Raw genomic sequence first — 15904 nt, 5'->3', positions numbered from 1 at the left:
CTTGATTGAAAGAGGAAAGGGGAACGTATGAAAAAAAGACTGACTATTCAATTGGTAATGGCAATCCTGCTCGTAATGAGCGGGATTGTTCTTCTTTTCTCCGGTTTCTGGATTGCTCCGAAAGGGGAGATTCATAATAGTGTGCTGGTGGCTTTCGGGGAAACCTGCACATTTGCCGGGGCTTTGTTTGGAGTGGATTACTCGTATAAAATTAAATCGGTACAAAATGAAAGAGAGGATAAGTAGGAATTTTACCTGGGAAGAAATGACGTATAGCCGGGTAGCGGTAGAGAACGGCTTGCTGAATGAGCCGTCGTTTGAGGTGAAGCAGGCTATAATGGAGTTGGTAAAACGGTTGTTACAGCCGTTGCGACTGGCTTATGGGAAGCCGATTGCGATCACAAGCGGTTACCGGAGTCCGGAGGTGAACAGGTTGGTGGGGGGCGTGCCTTCGAGCCAGCATGTGAAGGGGGAGGCTGCGGATTGTTATGTGCCTGATCCGAAGGTGTTACTGGATGTGTTGCTTTATTGTAAGTTACCTTTCGATCAGGCGATTCTTTATAAACGAAAGAAGTTTCTGCATTTGTCGTTTCGGGTAAATGGTGAGAATCGTTATCAGGTGATCATTAATAAATGAAGGGGATAGGTATGGATATGTGGAGGAGAAGTTTACTTGTTTCGGTTGGTTTGTTGGTTGTTTCGCTGTCCGGTTGTAGTGCCGGGCGGCGTAGTGTACAACATCGGGAGATAAGGAAGGAGATGCATAGCATTCATAGTGATAGTATGTTGTTAAAAAATTTGTATCAGGCTTCCCGCAATAAGGTGATCGATATAGAGCATATCGTGTTCGATAGCTGCCGGTTGAATGGGGTACAGTCTGTTACTCATGTCGCCATTAAGGAACAGGGGGAGGAAGTTGTTGAATCGGTTGTTAGTTCTGGTTCTGTAGATGAGAACTGTTTTGCCGGTTCTGATTCTTTTCAGAAAGGTAGTATTGTGGAGTTTTCCTATCCCAAGCGGATGTTGGTGATTGGGGTGGTGGTTTGTTTGTTATATATAGGTATAGCATTTAGAAAACGGAAGTAAAATTCATGCCAGCATTTTATTGGGATTAATAGTATTTTCCAATTCCCCCAAATCCTGCTATAATTTTATTTTCTTTCGTTTTATTGATAAAGTTGTTTAGTCGTTTTTCAAATTCTTTAGGCCGTTTCCTGGCTGCTTCAATGTATGCAATTCGGATACGTTTATATGGGTCGGAGAAGTGCAGATAGTTTTTCCATGCTGTTTTATCTTCTTTCAATCTGTCAATTATATCATCTGGAAAAATAAAAGGGTCAGATAAAATAGTTCTTATTTTATCCTCAAATTTAGGGTGTATCATTTTATTTTCCAATAACCATTTAAGTCTTTCTTTGTTGGCTTGCGAGTATGTACTTTTAGGGTTTCTAGGCGTGAAGCGCTGAATTTTATGTTCTTTGTCAAGTGTTTTTATCGTACTGTCGATCCACTCGAAACAAAGGGCTTCTTCAACAGCGTCGTTGTATGTAATACTTTTTTTGTCTGACGACTTACAAGGGAAGACAAACCAAATTTCGTTTTTGGTTTCAAAGTTGTCTGTCAACCACTTTCTCCAATCTTCCCTATTTTCAAAATACTTTATTTTATCTTCTGTCGTCATAGGGTTATTTCTTTGTAAACTCGATCGGCTCGATGTCATAGTTTAGGGTTCTGATATCGCAGTCTTCGTAATCTATTCCGTAACGCATCCTAACCATACCAAAATGAGGGGAGATATATGAAGGAAAAGTCGGGTCGACAGAACACCAACCTGCACCTTCTATATAGCATTCGGGCCAGGCATGGGTACTTTCGGCTTTCCATTCGGGAACATAACAATATCCTACTGCAAAACGGGTCGGTATATTCATATAGCGCATCAATGCGGTAAATAGATTAGTATATTCGCTACAAGTACCTTTTCTTGTTTGGATAACTGTATTGACATCTACGGTTCTGCAAATCCCTGCATCGATCTGTTTGGCAATGGAGTCAGAAGGTGACAGATAGGTATAGACAAATTTAAGGGCTTTCTCTATTATGACAAAGGTCTGTGTTTCGCCTTTGAACAGTGTATCGGCAATTTGTCTAACGTGTTCATTTTGTGCATCTATCAACGGGGTAGATTGCAAAAATCTAGTGATCTCTCTGTCGTATTCCCGTGATTTGTCATACTTGGCTTCTTTCATTTTAGCCAGTTTGCTTCCATCCAGGTAGGGGTTGATAGTGGTGAGTGAAATTACGTAATTTTCCCCGTTTTTCGATATTTGGGTAATCTGTTGCGGATAACAGTCTATTGCCTTAATATCAGGTTTCCTCACAGTAAAAGTAAAGTTGACGGTATCCTGATTTTCCAGGCGAAAGTATTTGGAATATGATTGCGCAAAAGCAGATTGTGCAATAAACAAGCACGTTATCAGCATAAATGGATATTTACTCATGACGTTTCGTTTTATGATTTACAATTGGCGGCAAAGGTAGTAAATATTTGAGATGTTGGGATGAGTATAGAGGTATCAATATTTAGAAGCAGAAGTAAACTGCAAAATTCTAATGGTTCTCTAATACCCTTCTAATAGTTCTCTAACGGCTTGTCTGGCCGGGTGTCTCTACTTTTGTGCTGTCAAAAAGAGAGACATAAAACGAATACCAAACCGGAGACCTCCTGCTTTGGGAGCAGGGGACTTCACAAAAGAGAGTTATCATGTGGATCAGAAGAAAGAAAAGAAAGAACAACAACGCAATCTCTTTCAACAGCGAACGGGTGTTCCTGGCTGCTACCCAACCACTGAAATCTGTGTTCAGTTATTTCGACACTTCACGTCTGGGATTGACGGAAGGAGAAGTTACAGACCGTTTACGTTTTCATGGGCCTAACGAAATCGTACGCGAAAAACGTGACCGTTGGCTGATCATGTTTATTAAAACCTTTATCAATCCTTTTATCGGAATATTGATGGCATTGGCGGTTGTCTCGCTGGTGATCGATATTCTGATGGCTGCGCCGGAAGACAGGGAATGGGTGACCGTTATTGTTATTACGGCGATGGTGATGCTGAGTGCGGTGCTTCGTTTCGTGCAGGAATGGAAATCGGGCAGGGCTTCGGATGCCTTGAAACGGATGGTGAAGAATACGGCTACCGTCTACCGGCTGGGTGCAAAAGACGGACAGGAAGTGAATATCGCTGAACTTGTGCCGGGGGATATCGTTTACTTGGCTGCCGGTGATATGGTGCCTGCCGATATCCGTATCGTGGAATCTAAGGATTTGTTTGTCAGCCAGTCGTCGTTGACAGGCGAGTCGGATGCTATAGAGAAAAGGGCGGAACTGGGGAACAGGACGCATCGGACGGGCAGTGTGGTCGAGCTGGATGATATCTGCTTTATGGGGTCGAATGTGGTGAGCGGATCAGCAATAGGCGTGGTGTTTGCTACCGGGCGTTCTACCTATCTGGGGACGATTGCCAAAAGCCTGACGGGGGTGCGGGCGCAGACGAGTTTTGACCGGGGAATCAATAAGGTGAGTTTGTTGCTAATACGGTTTATGCTGGTGATGGTTCCGTTTGTGTTCCTGATTAACGGGTTGAGCAAAGGGGACTGGTTCGATGCTTTTCTGTTTGCCGTGTCGGTTGCTGTCGGTCTTACGCCGGAGATGTTACCGATGATCGTTACCTCCAATCTGGCAAAAGGGGCTGTTAGTATGTCGCGCCGCAAGACGATCGTGAAGAATCTGAATGCGATACAGAGTTTCGGGGCGATGAATATTCTTTGTACAGATAAGACGGGGACGTTGACGCGCGATAAGATCGTGTTGGAGAAATATCTCAATGTGCATGGGGATGACGATCTGCGTGTGTTGCGGCATGCCTATTTCAACAGTTATTTCCAGACCGGACTGAAGAACCTGATGGACAAGGCGATCCTTTCGCATGCGAAGGAACTGGATTTCGAACATCTGGGTGATAAATACAGGAAAGTGGACGAGATTCCGTTTGACTTTACCCGCCGCCGCATGTCGGTGATCGTGGAAGATAACGACGGTAAACGGCAGATCATCACCAAAGGGGCGATCGAGGAGATGATGCAGATCTGTTCGTATGTGGAATATAACGGTGAAGTATGCCCGATGACGGACGAACTGAAGCAGATTGCCTTGACAATAAGCGGGCGGATGAACCGTGACGGCATGCGTGTGCTGGCGGTTGCCCAGAAGAGTTGGATAGAAAAGGAGCTGGATTTCTCGGTGGAGGATGAAATGGATATGGTGCTGATTGGTTATCTGGCTTTCCTCGATCCCCCCAAATCGTCGGCTGCCGGAGCGATCCGACAGTTGCATGAGCATGGTGTAGAGGTGAAGGTGTTATCCGGTGATAACGAAGCTGTGGTAAAAGCGGTCTGCCGTCAGGTCGGTGTAGATATTACGCATACGTTGCAGGGACCGGAGATCGAGAAGATGACGGATGAGGAACTGGTGAAGGAGCTGCAACATACGACGGTTTATTCGAAACTGACTCCGATGCAGAAAACGCGTATTATCACGTTACTGCAAAAGGGTGGGAATACAGTCGGTTTCCTGGGGGATGGGATCAACGATGCGTCGGCCTTGCGTCAGTCGGATATCGGGATTTCGGTGGATACGGCGGTCGATATTGCTAAGGAGAGTGCTGATATCATTTTGCTGGAAAAGGATTTGATGGTGCTGGAGCAGGGAGTTCTCGAAGGACGTAAGATATTCGGCAATATTATGAAGTATATCAAGATGACGGCGAGTTCAAATTTCGGTAATATGTTCAGTGTATTGGCGGCGAGTGCTTTCCTGCCTTTCCTGCCGATGCTTCCGATTCATTTGCTGGTACAGAACCTGTTGTATGATGTTTCGCAGACGACGATACCGTTTGACAAGGTCGACCGTGAATATTTGCTGAAGCCGCGTAAGTGGGATGCTTCCGATCTGAGCCGTTTCATGATCTGCATCGGGCCGATCAGTTCGATATTCGATATTACGACTTATCTGTTGATGTGGTATGTGTTCGGGTGTACTTCGCCGGAGCATCAGGCTTTGTTTCAGAGCGGTTGGTTCGTGGAAGGGTTGCTTTCGCAGACATTGATCGTGCATATGATCCGTACACGGAAGATACCGTTTATACAGAGTCGGGCTTCATGGCCGGTATTACTCACCACTTTTGCGATCATGGCGATCGGTATCCTCCTGCCGTTTACAGGGATAGGTGCATCTATCGGGCTTGTACCGCTGCCGCTGAGTTATTTCCCCTGGCTGCTTGCGACTTTACTTGGATATTGCATGTTGACTCAAATCGTAAAACAATGGTACGTAAAACGGTTTACACGCTGGTTGTAATAGTGTTGCAGATGGGTGAGGAGAGAGTGGTTTTTGCCCGGGAGAAGCCGGAAGTATCCGTTCAGTACACAACCGAGCTACAGTCGGATTTCGGCAGGCGGTTGAATTGGGTGAATCTTCTTTCTCTTCGTGTTACGATACCGACGGAATGGCTGGGGCTATGGGGTAACGGGAGGTTGGAGGTTCAGGCGATTTCTGTCTACAAGACTTCCCGTGAACGGATTGCCGGGGACAGGCAGGTCTTTTCGAATATAGAAGAGGACAATCTGCCTTTCAGCCCTTTTATCCTGGGGTATTCCCAGCAGATAGGGAAGGTGCTTCTGTTTGGGGGATTGAGGAATGTGAACGAGGATTATTTTACGACTCCATATGCTTCCTTGTTCACGAATAGTTCTTGTGGAATTTATCCGACGTTATCGGCTAATTATGTGTTGGCGAACTATCCTTTATCTGCTGTTTGTCTGCATCTGGAATATCGGATAAATGAGAAGATCGGGATAAAGAACAGTCTGTATAACGGGAAGGCTTATCTTCCTTTTAAGCGGGGAAGTTCGGTTTTTACCGTTGCGCCACGCCGGGATGGGTTGCTTGATTTGGCAGAAATAAGTTATACTACAAACAACAGTTATCATGGTACTTATAATTTGGGTGTTGTTGTACACGGCAGCAATCGTCTCGGTGATGCGTCTGACTGTCGTCTGCCGTCGGAACAGCTGCAGGCGCAGACGGAAGCGTCGTCGGCAAAACATTGGCGGGTGAATTATGCCTGCTGGCTTTCTGTGGAACAGGAGTGTTGGCGTTCGGGACGTTATTCGGCGGGGGTGTTGGGACAGTATTCTTTTGCTCCGTCCGACCGTAATGACTGCCGTCGGTATGTGGCTGCCGGGGGTGTTTTTAGAGGGATACTTTCTGCTTCACGGGAGGATGCTTTGGGAGTAATCTTTTCTCAGGCTTCTTTCTCCGATGTCCGGGAGAGGGCTTTGGAAATAACATGGAATTATACAGTGTCGGATCATTTTACTGTGCAACCTGCATTCCATTTTATACGGACTGGAAATGAGAGTTGTAATATTGCGATGTTGAGGGTGGTGGTGAGTTATTAGCTTCTTTACCGGATGCAGACGAACGCGGAGTAATCCTGCGTCGTCTGCGTCTGGTCCCTTTATTGGGATACCTCTTTTTTAGTTATGGATAGAATACTTTTACTTTTTCAGTAAAATAGTTTCAATCTTTTCTTTTAATTGATCTTTAGGCAATGCTCCTTGAAGCATCTGGGGTTTCCCTGTCATGGGGATGTACAGCAATGCCGGGATACCTTGTATTCCGAAAACCTGTGCCAGTTCAGTTTCCTTGTCGACATCTACTTTGTATATATCGATCTTTCCGGCATATTCTTTGGCTAGTTGTTCCAGAGAAGGAGCGATCATTTTACAGGGGCCACACCAGTCTGCATAAAAGTCGATGATGGCGGGTTTGTCGCCCAAATATTTCCATTCGTTGGGGCTGGCTTCGTAATTGTATATCTTTTTCAGAAAATCAGCCTTTGTGATATGGACAGGTGTATTGGCTGTTGTTTCCTGGCTGCTTTCTGTTTCACCGGCAGCGTTTTTGGCTTGTCCTTTGCAGGAGGATAAAGTCATGAAACCTACGACCAATACTAATAATGTGAAGATTTTTTTACTGTTCATTTGGATTTGAATTGATGTTAATAATTAATTTTTCAGTTTCTGTTTCCAGGTAATGCCGCTGATATCTGTCAATGTCAACTCGTAGTCACCTTTGGGCAGATTGGCGAGTGTTTCATCTTTTATTGTCAGCTCCGCTTTGCTTCCCAAAGGGATGACAAGGCTATGCTTACCAGGAGCCACTTTCGCTATATACATATTCCGGATATCTGTTTCCGGAAATTCAGATAATTCCTCTCCGTTTCTGTCGAGGATGATATTGCCATTTGCATCTTTCAAAGTAACGCCGATCAGGAAGGAACCGTATACATCCACACCTTCTACACGATAGATGGTGAATGACAACTTTTCTTTGCCCAGATTGACATCGTTTATTTCTATCTTTGGCTTGACCGACTTATTATGTAGCTTTCCCCATACTCCATTATGGAATACCTGATTGGTCAGGAGGGAGAGAAACAATATGGCTGTTGCACCGGCTACCGAAAGTCTTCCCGATGACTTCTCATCGAGTGGAAGCGGGCCGGATGTCAACCAGGTTGTCCAGGCATACTTATTTAGTAGTGGAATCCGGGGAATGACTATGTTGTCCAGAGAATATTTACCTCCACCGGACAGGAATAGGCTAAAGCCTGCTGCGACACCTAATATCCCGATTTGCCATTCATCCACGCAAGTGGTTCCCAGCCATCCCGAACCTAATAATATACCGGTTGCAAGGCTCAACACTCCGATACTCATCAACCGTGTAAAGAAGCCGAGCATAAAAAACAGACCTACAATTCCTTCAATGATCGTGAAAACGACCATCGCCCACCAAAGTTGATCCGGATTTGAAACGAGATATTCTATCACCGGTTTTATTCCGAATGCGTTAGGGAGGAAATGGTTGAATTTCTCTCCTATATAACCTGCCGTATCCGGGATAAGTTTATTCTCAAGTACTAATCTTCTCCAAAAAGCAGAAAAATAAGTCCAGCCGACTACAAGGCGTAGTGCCAGTGTAAACATTCCGAACAGTGAATATGCCTGTTTTTTGTATAGTGTTTCCATATCATTGATCTTTATCGGTTGATATTTTATTTTCTTTTTGAAAAGAGCTGAGCAATAAACCTCCTATAATTGCTCCCCAAACCGAACTGTTGATAGGAGAAGATGTGATAGGGCAGGTTCCTGTTGTGCAACCAATAAAATTCCAGTATAGAAATCCCCCTGCGGCGCCGAGTGCTATCCCTAGCAGTGTAAGCCAATGTCTCTTGAAAAATAACTTTGCCATGCGTTTACTTATTTGTTTTCTACTGATAAATATTTCTACTTGCAATGATACTGCAAACTTATGTTCTATTTTTTAATAAAACAATTTTCTAGTAGAAAATATCCTGTGTGCTAACATTGTTTCACAGATATGGTTTTATAAGGGCTGTCTGGATGTGTCGGAAATGTGAAGTTTGTAATTGGTTTGGTATTTTTAATAAAAACGGTTCGTTATTTATTACGGATAGAGTTGTTTGTGCGGAATTAATTATCTTTGTGGTCAAAGAAAGGTAATCAATGACTCAGAAATATCCGTCCGTTTTATTGGAGAATGCTGTGAACGAGCTGGCTTCGCTACCGGGAGTAGGAAGAAAAACGGCTCTCCGGTTGGCTTTGTATATGCTTCGCCGGGATGAAGGTTATACGGAAAACTTTGCTTCGGCTTTGCTGGCTTTGCGGAAAGAAGTGAAATATTGTAAGGTGTGCCACAATATTTGTGATGACGACATGTGTTCGATTTGTACCGATCCGCAGCGCGACCATTCTACCGTTTGCGTAGTCGAGAATATAAAGGAGGTGATGGCTATCGAGAATACCGGGCAGTTCCGTGGCGTTTACCATGTGCTCGGAGGAATTATTTCCCCGATGGACGGCATAGGGCCTGGCGACCTGCAGATAGATAGTCTGGTGCAGCGGGTGGCGAATGACGAAGTGAGGGAGATCGTGCTGGCACTTAGTACAACGATGGAGGGTGATACGACGAACTTTTTCATATATCGCAAGTTGTCTCCTTATGAAGTGAAAATTACGGTGATTGCCCGTGGGGTGTCGATTGGTGACGAGATTGAATATGCCGACGAAATAACCCTCGGTCGTTCCATTGTGAACCGGACTAGCTTTAATGATTCGATAAAAATTTAATCAGACTCTTTATGTACGAAACCAAGATATCCATTATTATTGTAAACTACAATGTAAAGTATTTTCTGGAGCAGTGTCTGCTTTCGGTTCGTGCTGCCATAGCCGGGCTGGATGCAGAGGTTTTTGTGGTTGACAATAATTCGACTGACGGCTCCATCGATTATTTGCGTCCTAAGTTTCCGGAAGTCCTGTTTATAGAGAATAAAGATAATCCGGGATTTGCAAAAGCGAATAACCAGGCTATCCGCCAGTGTAAAGGAGAATATGTTTTGTTGCTGAATCCTGATACGGTGATAGGAGAGGAGAGCTTGCGGACCCTTTGTTTCTTTATGGATGAGAATCCGAACTCCGGTGGTATCGGTGTGAAGATGTTGGATGGGCATGGCGTTTTCCTTCCGGAAAGTAAACGAAGTTTTCCTTCTCCCTGGGTTTCGTTCTGCAAGATATTCGGTTTGTCGAAATTGTTTCCTAAATCGCGTATATTCTCCAGGTATAGCCTGGCTTATCTCGATAAGGAGAAACAGCATAAAGTCGATGTATTGGCTGGTGCTTTCATGTTGCTCCGTCATGAGGCCTTGGATAAGGTCGGCTTGCTGGATGAGGCGTTTTTTATGTATGGTGAAGATATTGACCTATCGTACCGTCTGGTATTGGGTGGATATAAGAATTACTATATTCCCGAACGTATCCTTCATTACAAGGGAGAAAGTACCAAGCATGGCGACATGAAATATGTGAAGGCATTTTACGGGGCTATGCTGATCTTTTTCAAAAAGTATTATCCGCAGTCCGGCTGGCTGATGGGATTTTTTATCAAGATGGCTATCCTGTTGCGTGCATCTCTGGCTGCTTTGTCACGGATGTTGGGAGTTCGGACAAAGCCGAATAACAAACACCGCCGTTTGCTGGTGATTTGCCGGGAAGAGCATTTCGAAGCAATGAAAGCGGTTTGTGCCAAGCGTATGCCTGAACTGGAGCATATTAATCTATGGAACTTGAGTGAAGAGCGTGTGATGGATGCCATTTGCCGCCGTAATCAGATGAAAGAGTTCACAGACTATGCCTTTTGTTATCCGGATGCTCGCTTTGAACAAATGCTTTTGTTTATGGATAAGCTGGTTGACAAAAAAGTAACCTATCATATTTATAGTACAGAGAGCGGACAATTAATATCACCGGGAAAGTAATATGGCACTACTGGAAAATGAAATGATCCGGCTTCGTGCACTGGAGCCGGAAGATCTGGAACTTTTATATCGTTGGGAGAATAATCCAGACCTGTGGGAGTTGGGTAACACTATGTCCCCATATTCCCGTTATATATTGAAAGAGTATATCCGGGAGTCACACCGGGATATTTTCGATACCAGGCAATTGCGTCTGATGATCGAGTTGCGTTCGACGGGAGCAGCTATCGGCACGGTCGACTTGTATGACTTCGAGCCCCATCACCGGCGTGCAGGCATCGGTATTCTGGTCGATCCGCTTTATCAGGGGAACGGATTTGCATCAGAAGCGATGCATGTATTGATGGAATATGCTTTTATGTTTCTGAAATTGCACCAGTTATTTGTTCATATCCCGATAGAGAATGAAGCCAGTAAGGCCTTATTTACCCGTTGCGGGTTTGTTCTTTCCGGAATAATGAAAGATTGGGTCCTGACGGAAAAAGGATATTCCGACGTTTTGGTAATGCAAAAGGTATGGACTGAAAGATAATTAGTTAAGATACGGATCCTTGGGATATTTTGTCCATGCTTCATAATTGCTGCCAAGCTCTCCCAATGAATCTTTCCAGAAATCCTCTCCGTCGGCCAGCAACACATTTTCTTTTGATGCGTGGCTTACTACCCATGAGTTATGGTTGATCTCATTACCCAACTGACCTTCTGTCCAGCCTGAATAACCGAGGAAAAATTTTACTTTCCCGTCAATAGAATGACCATTCTGGATATAACGTTTTAACGCTTCGAAATCACCGTCAAAATAGAGATGGTCTTTTATCTTCAGGGAATCGGGGATAATCAGATCACCTAGTGAGTGAATGAAGAACAGGCGATTGGCACTTACAGGGCCTCCCAAGTAAATCGGTATCTCCGGGAACTTCTCCAGTTCCGGAAAAAATGTATTGACTACCAGATCCGTTTTCTTGTTTAAGACTAATCCCATTGATCCGTTATCTGTGTGTTCTACGAGCAGAACGACGGAGCGTTGGAAATAGGCATCTTGCAGAAAAGGTTCTGATATGAGTATGCTACCTTGTGCAGGCAGGAGATTATTATGCGTTATTTTGAAGATATTTTTGTATGATGCCATGATAAGATCGCTTAACTGTTAATACACAGCGACAATATATGGCTTTTGATGTTAAGAAGCAAACGAAAAACCCGGCATTTGGGTTAATAAGTGTAAAATAAATGCCGGGTTTGTGTTAATTATAGGGTATGATTTTCTTTGAATAGCTTTAAACGCTCTTCCAGAAGGTCATATTGGTGCGGTTTGATGAACGAAGTGCAGGCGCGCAGACCTTCCTGGTTGCTACCGGTCGTGCTTAAAGAGATGGCACTTACTCCGTAATAGATCAGTTCTTCCATCAACTCTCCGCCGGTCATTCCGGGATAAGCGATCGTGAAATAGAAGCCGTCGGCAATCGGTTCATCCAGGTCATGATCGTAAACGATCGTGAAGCCGTAGTCTGTAAAGATCTTCTTCAGTCTTTCGGCACGGCGTCCGTATTCCTTTACTTCCGAGATAAAATCGAACTGGCCGTCGGAGGCTGCTTTGAACATGGCAGCCAATGCTACCTGCGCTGAATGGCTGGTTCCTGATGACAGAGCGTACAGTACACGGTGGATGTAAACAGTACCGAAAGTACCGCCGCCATAACGCTTCGTCAGTCCCGGATAAGCACGGTGGTAAAGTTTGTTGGAGATAGCAGTTACACCGATACGTTGTCCGGCATAGCTGAATGCTTTCGAACCGGAGATCTGTAAGATGTAATTATCCGTATAATGTGCAACGCTTGCCTGATAAGGAGCTTCGAAAGGTTTGCCGAGTTCTTTGCGGAAATCCATAGCGAAGTAGGCGAGATCTTCGATCACGATCGTATCATATTTGTTTGCCATTTCTCCGATGATCTTCAGTTCTTCGTCTGTCAGGCAGAACCAGGCAGGGTTGTTCGGGTTCGAATAGATCATGGCTGCGATATTGCCTTTTGAAAGGTGTTCTTCCAGGATGGCACGCAGTTTCTCTCCGCGATATTCATAGACATCGAATGATTCGTATTTATATCCCATCACGACGATCTGTTGTTTCTGAACCGGAAATCCGGGATCGATGAAGAGGATGGTGTCTTTTCCTTCCGTGCATTGTCCGCTGGTAAGGAAAGAGGCAAATGTTCCTTGCATGGAACCGGTTACCGGAACACAGCATTCCGGTGCTATATCTATATTGATAAAAGCCTTGATGAATCTGGATGCTTCTGCTTTTACTTCCGGCGTACCGTTGATATTCGGATAGATGGAGGCGATACCGCTCTTTAGTGCGTTTATTTCCGCATCGACACCGACTTGCGCCGCTTTCAGTCCGGGAACGCCCATTTCCATATGTATGAACTCGGTTTTTGTTTCCTGTTCCAATTGTGTGGATATGGCAACAACTTCACGGATTGTAGCTTTCCCGAAATCCGGTAATCCGTAGCCATCTATTATTCGTCTGGCAGTCTGATAATCTACTGGAGTATTCTTCATGTCTGTTATAGTTTATATGGGGGACAAAAGTAAAAAAATAATCGATCCGATGTGAAATATTTGTATGAAACTGTTGTGTAATTAAAAATATTATCTACCTTTGCACCGCAATCGAGAGAGATGCGATATGAAAACATTGGTTCGGTAGTTCAGTTGGTTAGAATACATGCCTGTCACGCATGGGGTCGCGGGTTCGAGTCCCGTCCGGACCGCTTTCGAAAGAAGCAAAAGATATAAAGCTCTGTAATATATATTACAGGGCTTTTTCTTTTTCTTCGCTTTGATATACCTTGAACCACTCACAAAGTAGTTTTGTTTCTCCTGTAAGCTTTTTCCCTATTTTTTCTAATAATAAAGAATAATATTCCGTATGTATTCTTAGCCAGTTTTCTAAATTCCCATCACCCTCGGCAATTGCAAACTCTTCTGTTATATTCTGAAATTCAACAATTTCAATCTTGTTGATTTGTATGATGCATACCTCCCTACCATGTGAATCCAATATAGAGGCATATTCATTCTCTTTTATTGTTTCCTTTAGGTTCATACAATAATAGTCATATAAGGAAGATGTTGCTATCTTTTCTTTTGTTAGAACTTTCTTTGCTAATTTATCGGTAGTAGTTCCAAACTGTATTTTATGTTTTATTTCCATATTTATTGTATTTGCCTTTTTGCCAATAAGCGAACTCTAATAAAACTTATCCTCGTTTAGCACTTTGAGTATGGTTTTAGCGATACGGTCAGCTTTGGTTTGTTCTGTTTTAGCAGAATTGATCCAGTCGATAAATGCCTTTTTCTGACCATCGCTATAAGTTTCAAACTTTTCCAATGCTCCCTCTTCATATTCCATACATAAAAGCAATTCTTCCGGAATTATCAATGGAGTTTTATCCTCATATAAAGTAATATGAACTGTGTCGGGAGCTTCCTTTTTGATTTTCTTTCTTATTGCCGACTTGATGGGTAAACCGATATTTCCGTTCCCGATAGGCATCATATTCAAGTTAGAAAACTCATAATCATCTATCTTCCCTTTTACTTTCAACATCCCGAATGATGTTTTGGGCATAGGGATTTCAGGAATTTCGACAAAGGTCCAACCTCCTTTACCTCCGATTTTGAACAATATATAATCTTTGTCTACTAATGGTTTTTCTGTATTCATAATATGATATATCTATTTTAGTTTTGAAACAAAGATACTAAGTACGAATGACAGCAGTATGTCAGCAGCACAAATTATTTTTTATTCTCTGTTTACCAGACGTAGAAAAAAGTTCCTTCTTTCGTACGACCCTCGAAAGATGTAAAGTAAAGCCCTGCAATTATCATATTGTAGGGCTTTTTCTTTACTTTGATAAAAGACTCATTCTTATAAAGATACTATATGATCTCTGTATTGCCTTAATTCTGTTTCATTAGGTTGTTTGATTGCTGCATCCAAATCCTTTAATATCCGGACTTTATCGTTAGGAATCATACCTACAAATGGAATTGCATTTGAAACCGTATTTCCCAGTAAAGTAGTCTTTATAGTAAGTGTTGAAATAAATGTTCGTAATTCTAACAAACGTTCATGTTCTGTTGCTTCTACATATTTGTAGGCTTGTATTTCTTGATAAAGTTCTGATTCAGGAAAAACGGTCAGAGATACAAAATTGATGGTAAAAGGATGTAGCTGATTAAATATTGCAGCCGTATTTGTTGCATTTTGTTGTCCTTTCCCTTTTCCTGCAAGTCCGGTCAGGTAGACCAAATTATAGCGAATATTAGCTTCTTCCAACTTCTGACATTGCTCTAATATATCGGAGGCTGTATTACCTTTACTCATTTTTGTCAGTGTTTCATCATCCCCTGATTCCGTTCCGATACTGATACTGTCAAAACCTAAATGGCGTAGATTTTTCAGTTCTTCTACACTTTTAGGCTTAATATCTGCTATTCGGGAGAATGTACCGATTGTTTCACAATAAGGAAGATATTTGCGAATTAGTAAGCCCAATTCGAGCAATCTATTGTAGCTTAAAGCAAAAGGGTTAGCACCTGTCAGAAATACGCGTCTGGCTTTAGGCTGATATTTTTGAATGACTTTCAAATCTTCTTCAATCTCAGAAAGAGGAGATAACCTGAATTTTGTTCCATGATACAAACTGCAAAATTTGCATTTGTGATATGTACATCCTGCTGTTACTTGTAACAGTTGGGAACTTGCTTCATAAGGTGGTCGCCAAACTTGTCCTGTAAAATGTAATAGTTCCATAATCTGATAAATTAAATCCTTAAAAAAATATTTTGTTACTTTTGTGGGAGCGAAGTTAGGACGTTCTTTTGGTAAAAAGAAGAACTGTGTTATTACTCAGTTACTTACGTTTAGGTTAGTTTTTCTAAGTATCAATTTGTTTGATTACGAAAAAAATGAGAAAAAAATTGGATTATGAATATTGTTCCGCTTCTCCTGTATTAGAATGGTTGGGAGATAAATGGGCATTAGTCGTGTTATTGAAACTTCGGGAAAACGGAATTATGCGTTTTAATGAATTGTATAAACTTATTCCGTCTATTTCTGAGAAAATGCTTTCAACAGCACTTCGTTCATTGGAAACCGACGGTTTGGTGCATCGCAAAGTATATCCGGAAGTTCCCCCACGTGTAGAGTATTATGTTTCTGATTTTAGGATGACTTTAATTCCTCATCTAGAAAATATAATACAGTGGGGACAAGAGAACTTCTCGACTATTATGGATAACAGGAAAAAGAAAGTAACTTGACTTTCAAGTTTACCGAAACTACGGGAAACATTACCATTATTACGGTTTCTTTCCATGCGATGATGAGGATAAGGAAAAAACGAATTACTTTTGTAGTGGATCAA

At 42.8% G+C, this 15904-nt stretch carries 19 protein-coding genes and 1 tRNA gene; 10 read left to right on the top strand and 10 right to left on the bottom strand.

Annotation, left to right across the window (positions count from 1 at the left end):
* Window positions 1-27 precede the first annotated feature (27 nt).
* From DWX23_RS03250 to DWX23_RS03240, 3 genes are read left to right on the top strand one after another with little or no spacing between them, the layout of a single operon-like run.
* Window positions 28-246: a hypothetical protein gene (locus DWX23_RS03250; RefSeq protein ID WP_007659354.1), complete on the top strand. Its 219-nt coding sequence runs from the start codon at window positions 28-30 to the stop codon at window positions 244-246.
* Window positions 227-637, top strand: a complete 411-nt coding sequence (locus DWX23_RS03245) for a D-Ala-D-Ala carboxypeptidase family metallohydrolase (RefSeq protein ID WP_122373379.1) — start codon at window positions 227-229, stop codon at window positions 635-637. The genes DWX23_RS03250 and DWX23_RS03245 overlap by 20 nt, the downstream gene beginning before the upstream one ends.
* A complete protein-coding gene (locus DWX23_RS03240; protein ID WP_233587470.1) occupies window positions 634-1086 on the top strand; it encodes a hypothetical protein in 453 nt (150 codons plus the stop codon). Before DWX23_RS03245 ends, DWX23_RS03240 begins: the two co-directional genes overlap by 4 nt.
* Before the next feature lie 25 nt (window positions 1087-1111).
* Here DWX23_RS03240 and DWX23_RS03235 read toward each other — a convergent pair whose 3' ends face one another.
* Window positions 1112-1681 (bottom strand): YdeI family protein, encoded by a 570-nt coding sequence (locus DWX23_RS03235; protein WP_122373378.1) that lies wholly within the window; start codon window positions 1679-1681, stop codon window positions 1112-1114.
* Between the two features lie 4 nt (window positions 1682-1685).
* On the bottom strand, window positions 1686-2501 hold the full coding sequence (locus tag DWX23_RS03230; RefSeq protein ID WP_122373377.1) for a transglutaminase-like domain-containing protein: 816 nt from the start codon (window positions 2499-2501) through the stop codon (window positions 1686-1688).
* A gap of 263 nt (window positions 2502-2764) precedes the next feature.
* On the opposite strand from DWX23_RS03230, the gene mgtA reads away from it, so the two are divergent.
* The gene (mgtA, locus tag DWX23_RS03225) at window positions 2765-5419 is read left to right on the top strand and encodes a magnesium-translocating P-type ATPase (protein WP_199673203.1); all 2655 of its coding nucleotides are present in this window, start codon (window positions 2765-2767) and stop codon (window positions 5417-5419) included.
* The gene (locus DWX23_RS03220) at window positions 5386-6522 is read left to right on the top strand and encodes a carbohydrate porin (RefSeq protein ID WP_122373376.1); all 1137 of its coding nucleotides are present in this window, start codon (window positions 5386-5388) and stop codon (window positions 6520-6522) included. Before mgtA ends, DWX23_RS03220 begins: the two co-directional genes overlap by 34 nt.
* A gap of 99 nt (window positions 6523-6621) precedes the next feature.
* Here DWX23_RS03220 and trxA read toward each other — a convergent pair whose 3' ends face one another.
* From trxA to DWX23_RS03205, 3 genes are read right to left on the bottom strand one after another with little or no spacing between them, the layout of a single operon-like run.
* The gene (gene trxA, locus DWX23_RS03215; RefSeq protein ID WP_122351434.1) at window positions 6622-7107 is read right to left on the bottom strand and encodes a thioredoxin; all 486 of its coding nucleotides are present in this window, start codon (window positions 7105-7107) and stop codon (window positions 6622-6624) included.
* Window positions 7108-7131: 24 nt separating this feature from the next.
* Window positions 7132-8157: a TQO small subunit DoxD gene (locus tag DWX23_RS03210; protein WP_122373375.1), complete on the bottom strand. Its 1026-nt coding sequence runs from the start codon at window positions 8155-8157 to the stop codon at window positions 7132-7134.
* A 1-nt stretch (window position 8158) separates the two neighbouring features.
* Window positions 8159-8380: a DUF6132 family protein gene (locus DWX23_RS03205; protein WP_075557749.1), complete on the bottom strand. Its 222-nt coding sequence runs from the start codon at window positions 8378-8380 to the stop codon at window positions 8159-8161.
* Window positions 8381-8655: 275 nt separating this feature from the next.
* On the opposite strand from DWX23_RS03205, the gene recR reads away from it, so the two are divergent.
* Genes recR through DWX23_RS03190 form a run of 3 tightly spaced genes read left to right on the top strand, consistent with a single transcriptional unit; the run spans window position 8656 to window position 10998 of the window.
* Entirely contained in the window at window positions 8656-9279 is a 624-nt protein-coding gene (gene recR / locus DWX23_RS03200; protein ID WP_122373374.1) for a recombination mediator RecR, read from the top strand.
* An 11-nt stretch (window positions 9280-9290) separates the two neighbouring features.
* Entirely contained in the window at window positions 9291-10466 is a 1176-nt protein-coding gene (locus DWX23_RS03195) for a glycosyltransferase family 2 protein (protein ID WP_122373373.1), read from the top strand.
* Window position 10467: 1 nt separating this feature from the next.
* The gene (locus DWX23_RS03190) at window positions 10468-10998 is read left to right on the top strand and encodes a GNAT family N-acetyltransferase (protein WP_122373372.1); all 531 of its coding nucleotides are present in this window, start codon (window positions 10468-10470) and stop codon (window positions 10996-10998) included.
* Here DWX23_RS03190 and DWX23_RS03185 read toward each other — a convergent pair whose 3' ends face one another.
* Both DWX23_RS03185 and DWX23_RS03180 read right to left on the bottom strand, forming a co-directional pair.
* Window positions 10999-11595, bottom strand: coding sequence for a YqgE/AlgH family protein (locus tag DWX23_RS03185; RefSeq protein WP_122373371.1), 597 nt, complete (start codon window positions 11593-11595; stop codon window positions 10999-11001). It lies immediately after the preceding gene.
* A gap of 119 nt (window positions 11596-11714) precedes the next feature.
* The gene (locus DWX23_RS03180) at window positions 11715-13028 is read right to left on the bottom strand and encodes a pyridoxal phosphate-dependent aminotransferase (RefSeq protein ID WP_075557744.1); all 1314 of its coding nucleotides are present in this window, start codon (window positions 13026-13028) and stop codon (window positions 11715-11717) included.
* A 138-nt stretch (window positions 13029-13166) separates the two neighbouring features.
* Here DWX23_RS03180 and DWX23_RS03175 point away from each other — a divergent pair.
* Window positions 13167-13240, top strand: a tRNA-Asp gene (locus DWX23_RS03175).
* 41 nt (window positions 13241-13281) lie between these two features.
* Here the strand turns inward: DWX23_RS03175 and DWX23_RS03170 are convergent.
* From DWX23_RS03170 to DWX23_RS03160, 3 genes are all read right to left on the bottom strand, one after another.
* Window positions 13282-13683, bottom strand: coding sequence for an ASCH domain-containing protein (locus DWX23_RS03170; RefSeq protein ID WP_075557743.1), 402 nt, complete (start codon window positions 13681-13683; stop codon window positions 13282-13284).
* A gap of 36 nt (window positions 13684-13719) precedes the next feature.
* Complete coding sequence (locus tag DWX23_RS03165) at window positions 13720-14196, bottom strand: YdeI/OmpD-associated family protein (RefSeq protein WP_075557742.1); 477 nt, start codon at window positions 14194-14196, stop codon at window positions 13720-13722.
* 207 nt (window positions 14197-14403) lie between these two features.
* Complete coding sequence (locus DWX23_RS03160) at window positions 14404-15291, bottom strand: radical SAM protein (protein WP_122373370.1); 888 nt, start codon at window positions 15289-15291, stop codon at window positions 14404-14406.
* Window positions 15292-15446: 155 nt separating this feature from the next.
* Here DWX23_RS03160 and DWX23_RS03155 point away from each other — a divergent pair, with 155 nt between their 5' ends.
* Window positions 15447-15800 carry a helix-turn-helix domain-containing protein gene (locus DWX23_RS03155; RefSeq protein ID WP_122373369.1) on the top strand — a complete coding sequence of 118 codons (354 nt, stop codon included), beginning with the start codon at window positions 15447-15449 and terminating at the stop codon, window positions 15798-15800.
* The last annotated feature ends 104 nt before the right edge of the window (window positions 15801-15904 follow it).

The sequence above is a fragment of the Parabacteroides sp. AF18-52 genome (assembly GCF_003479145.1).
Taxonomy (GTDB): domain Bacteria; phylum Bacteroidota; class Bacteroidia; order Bacteroidales; family Tannerellaceae; genus Parabacteroides; species Parabacteroides faecis.
The sequence above is the reverse complement of the archived record's forward strand: the minus strand, read 5'-3'. Positions and strand labels throughout refer to the sequence as shown.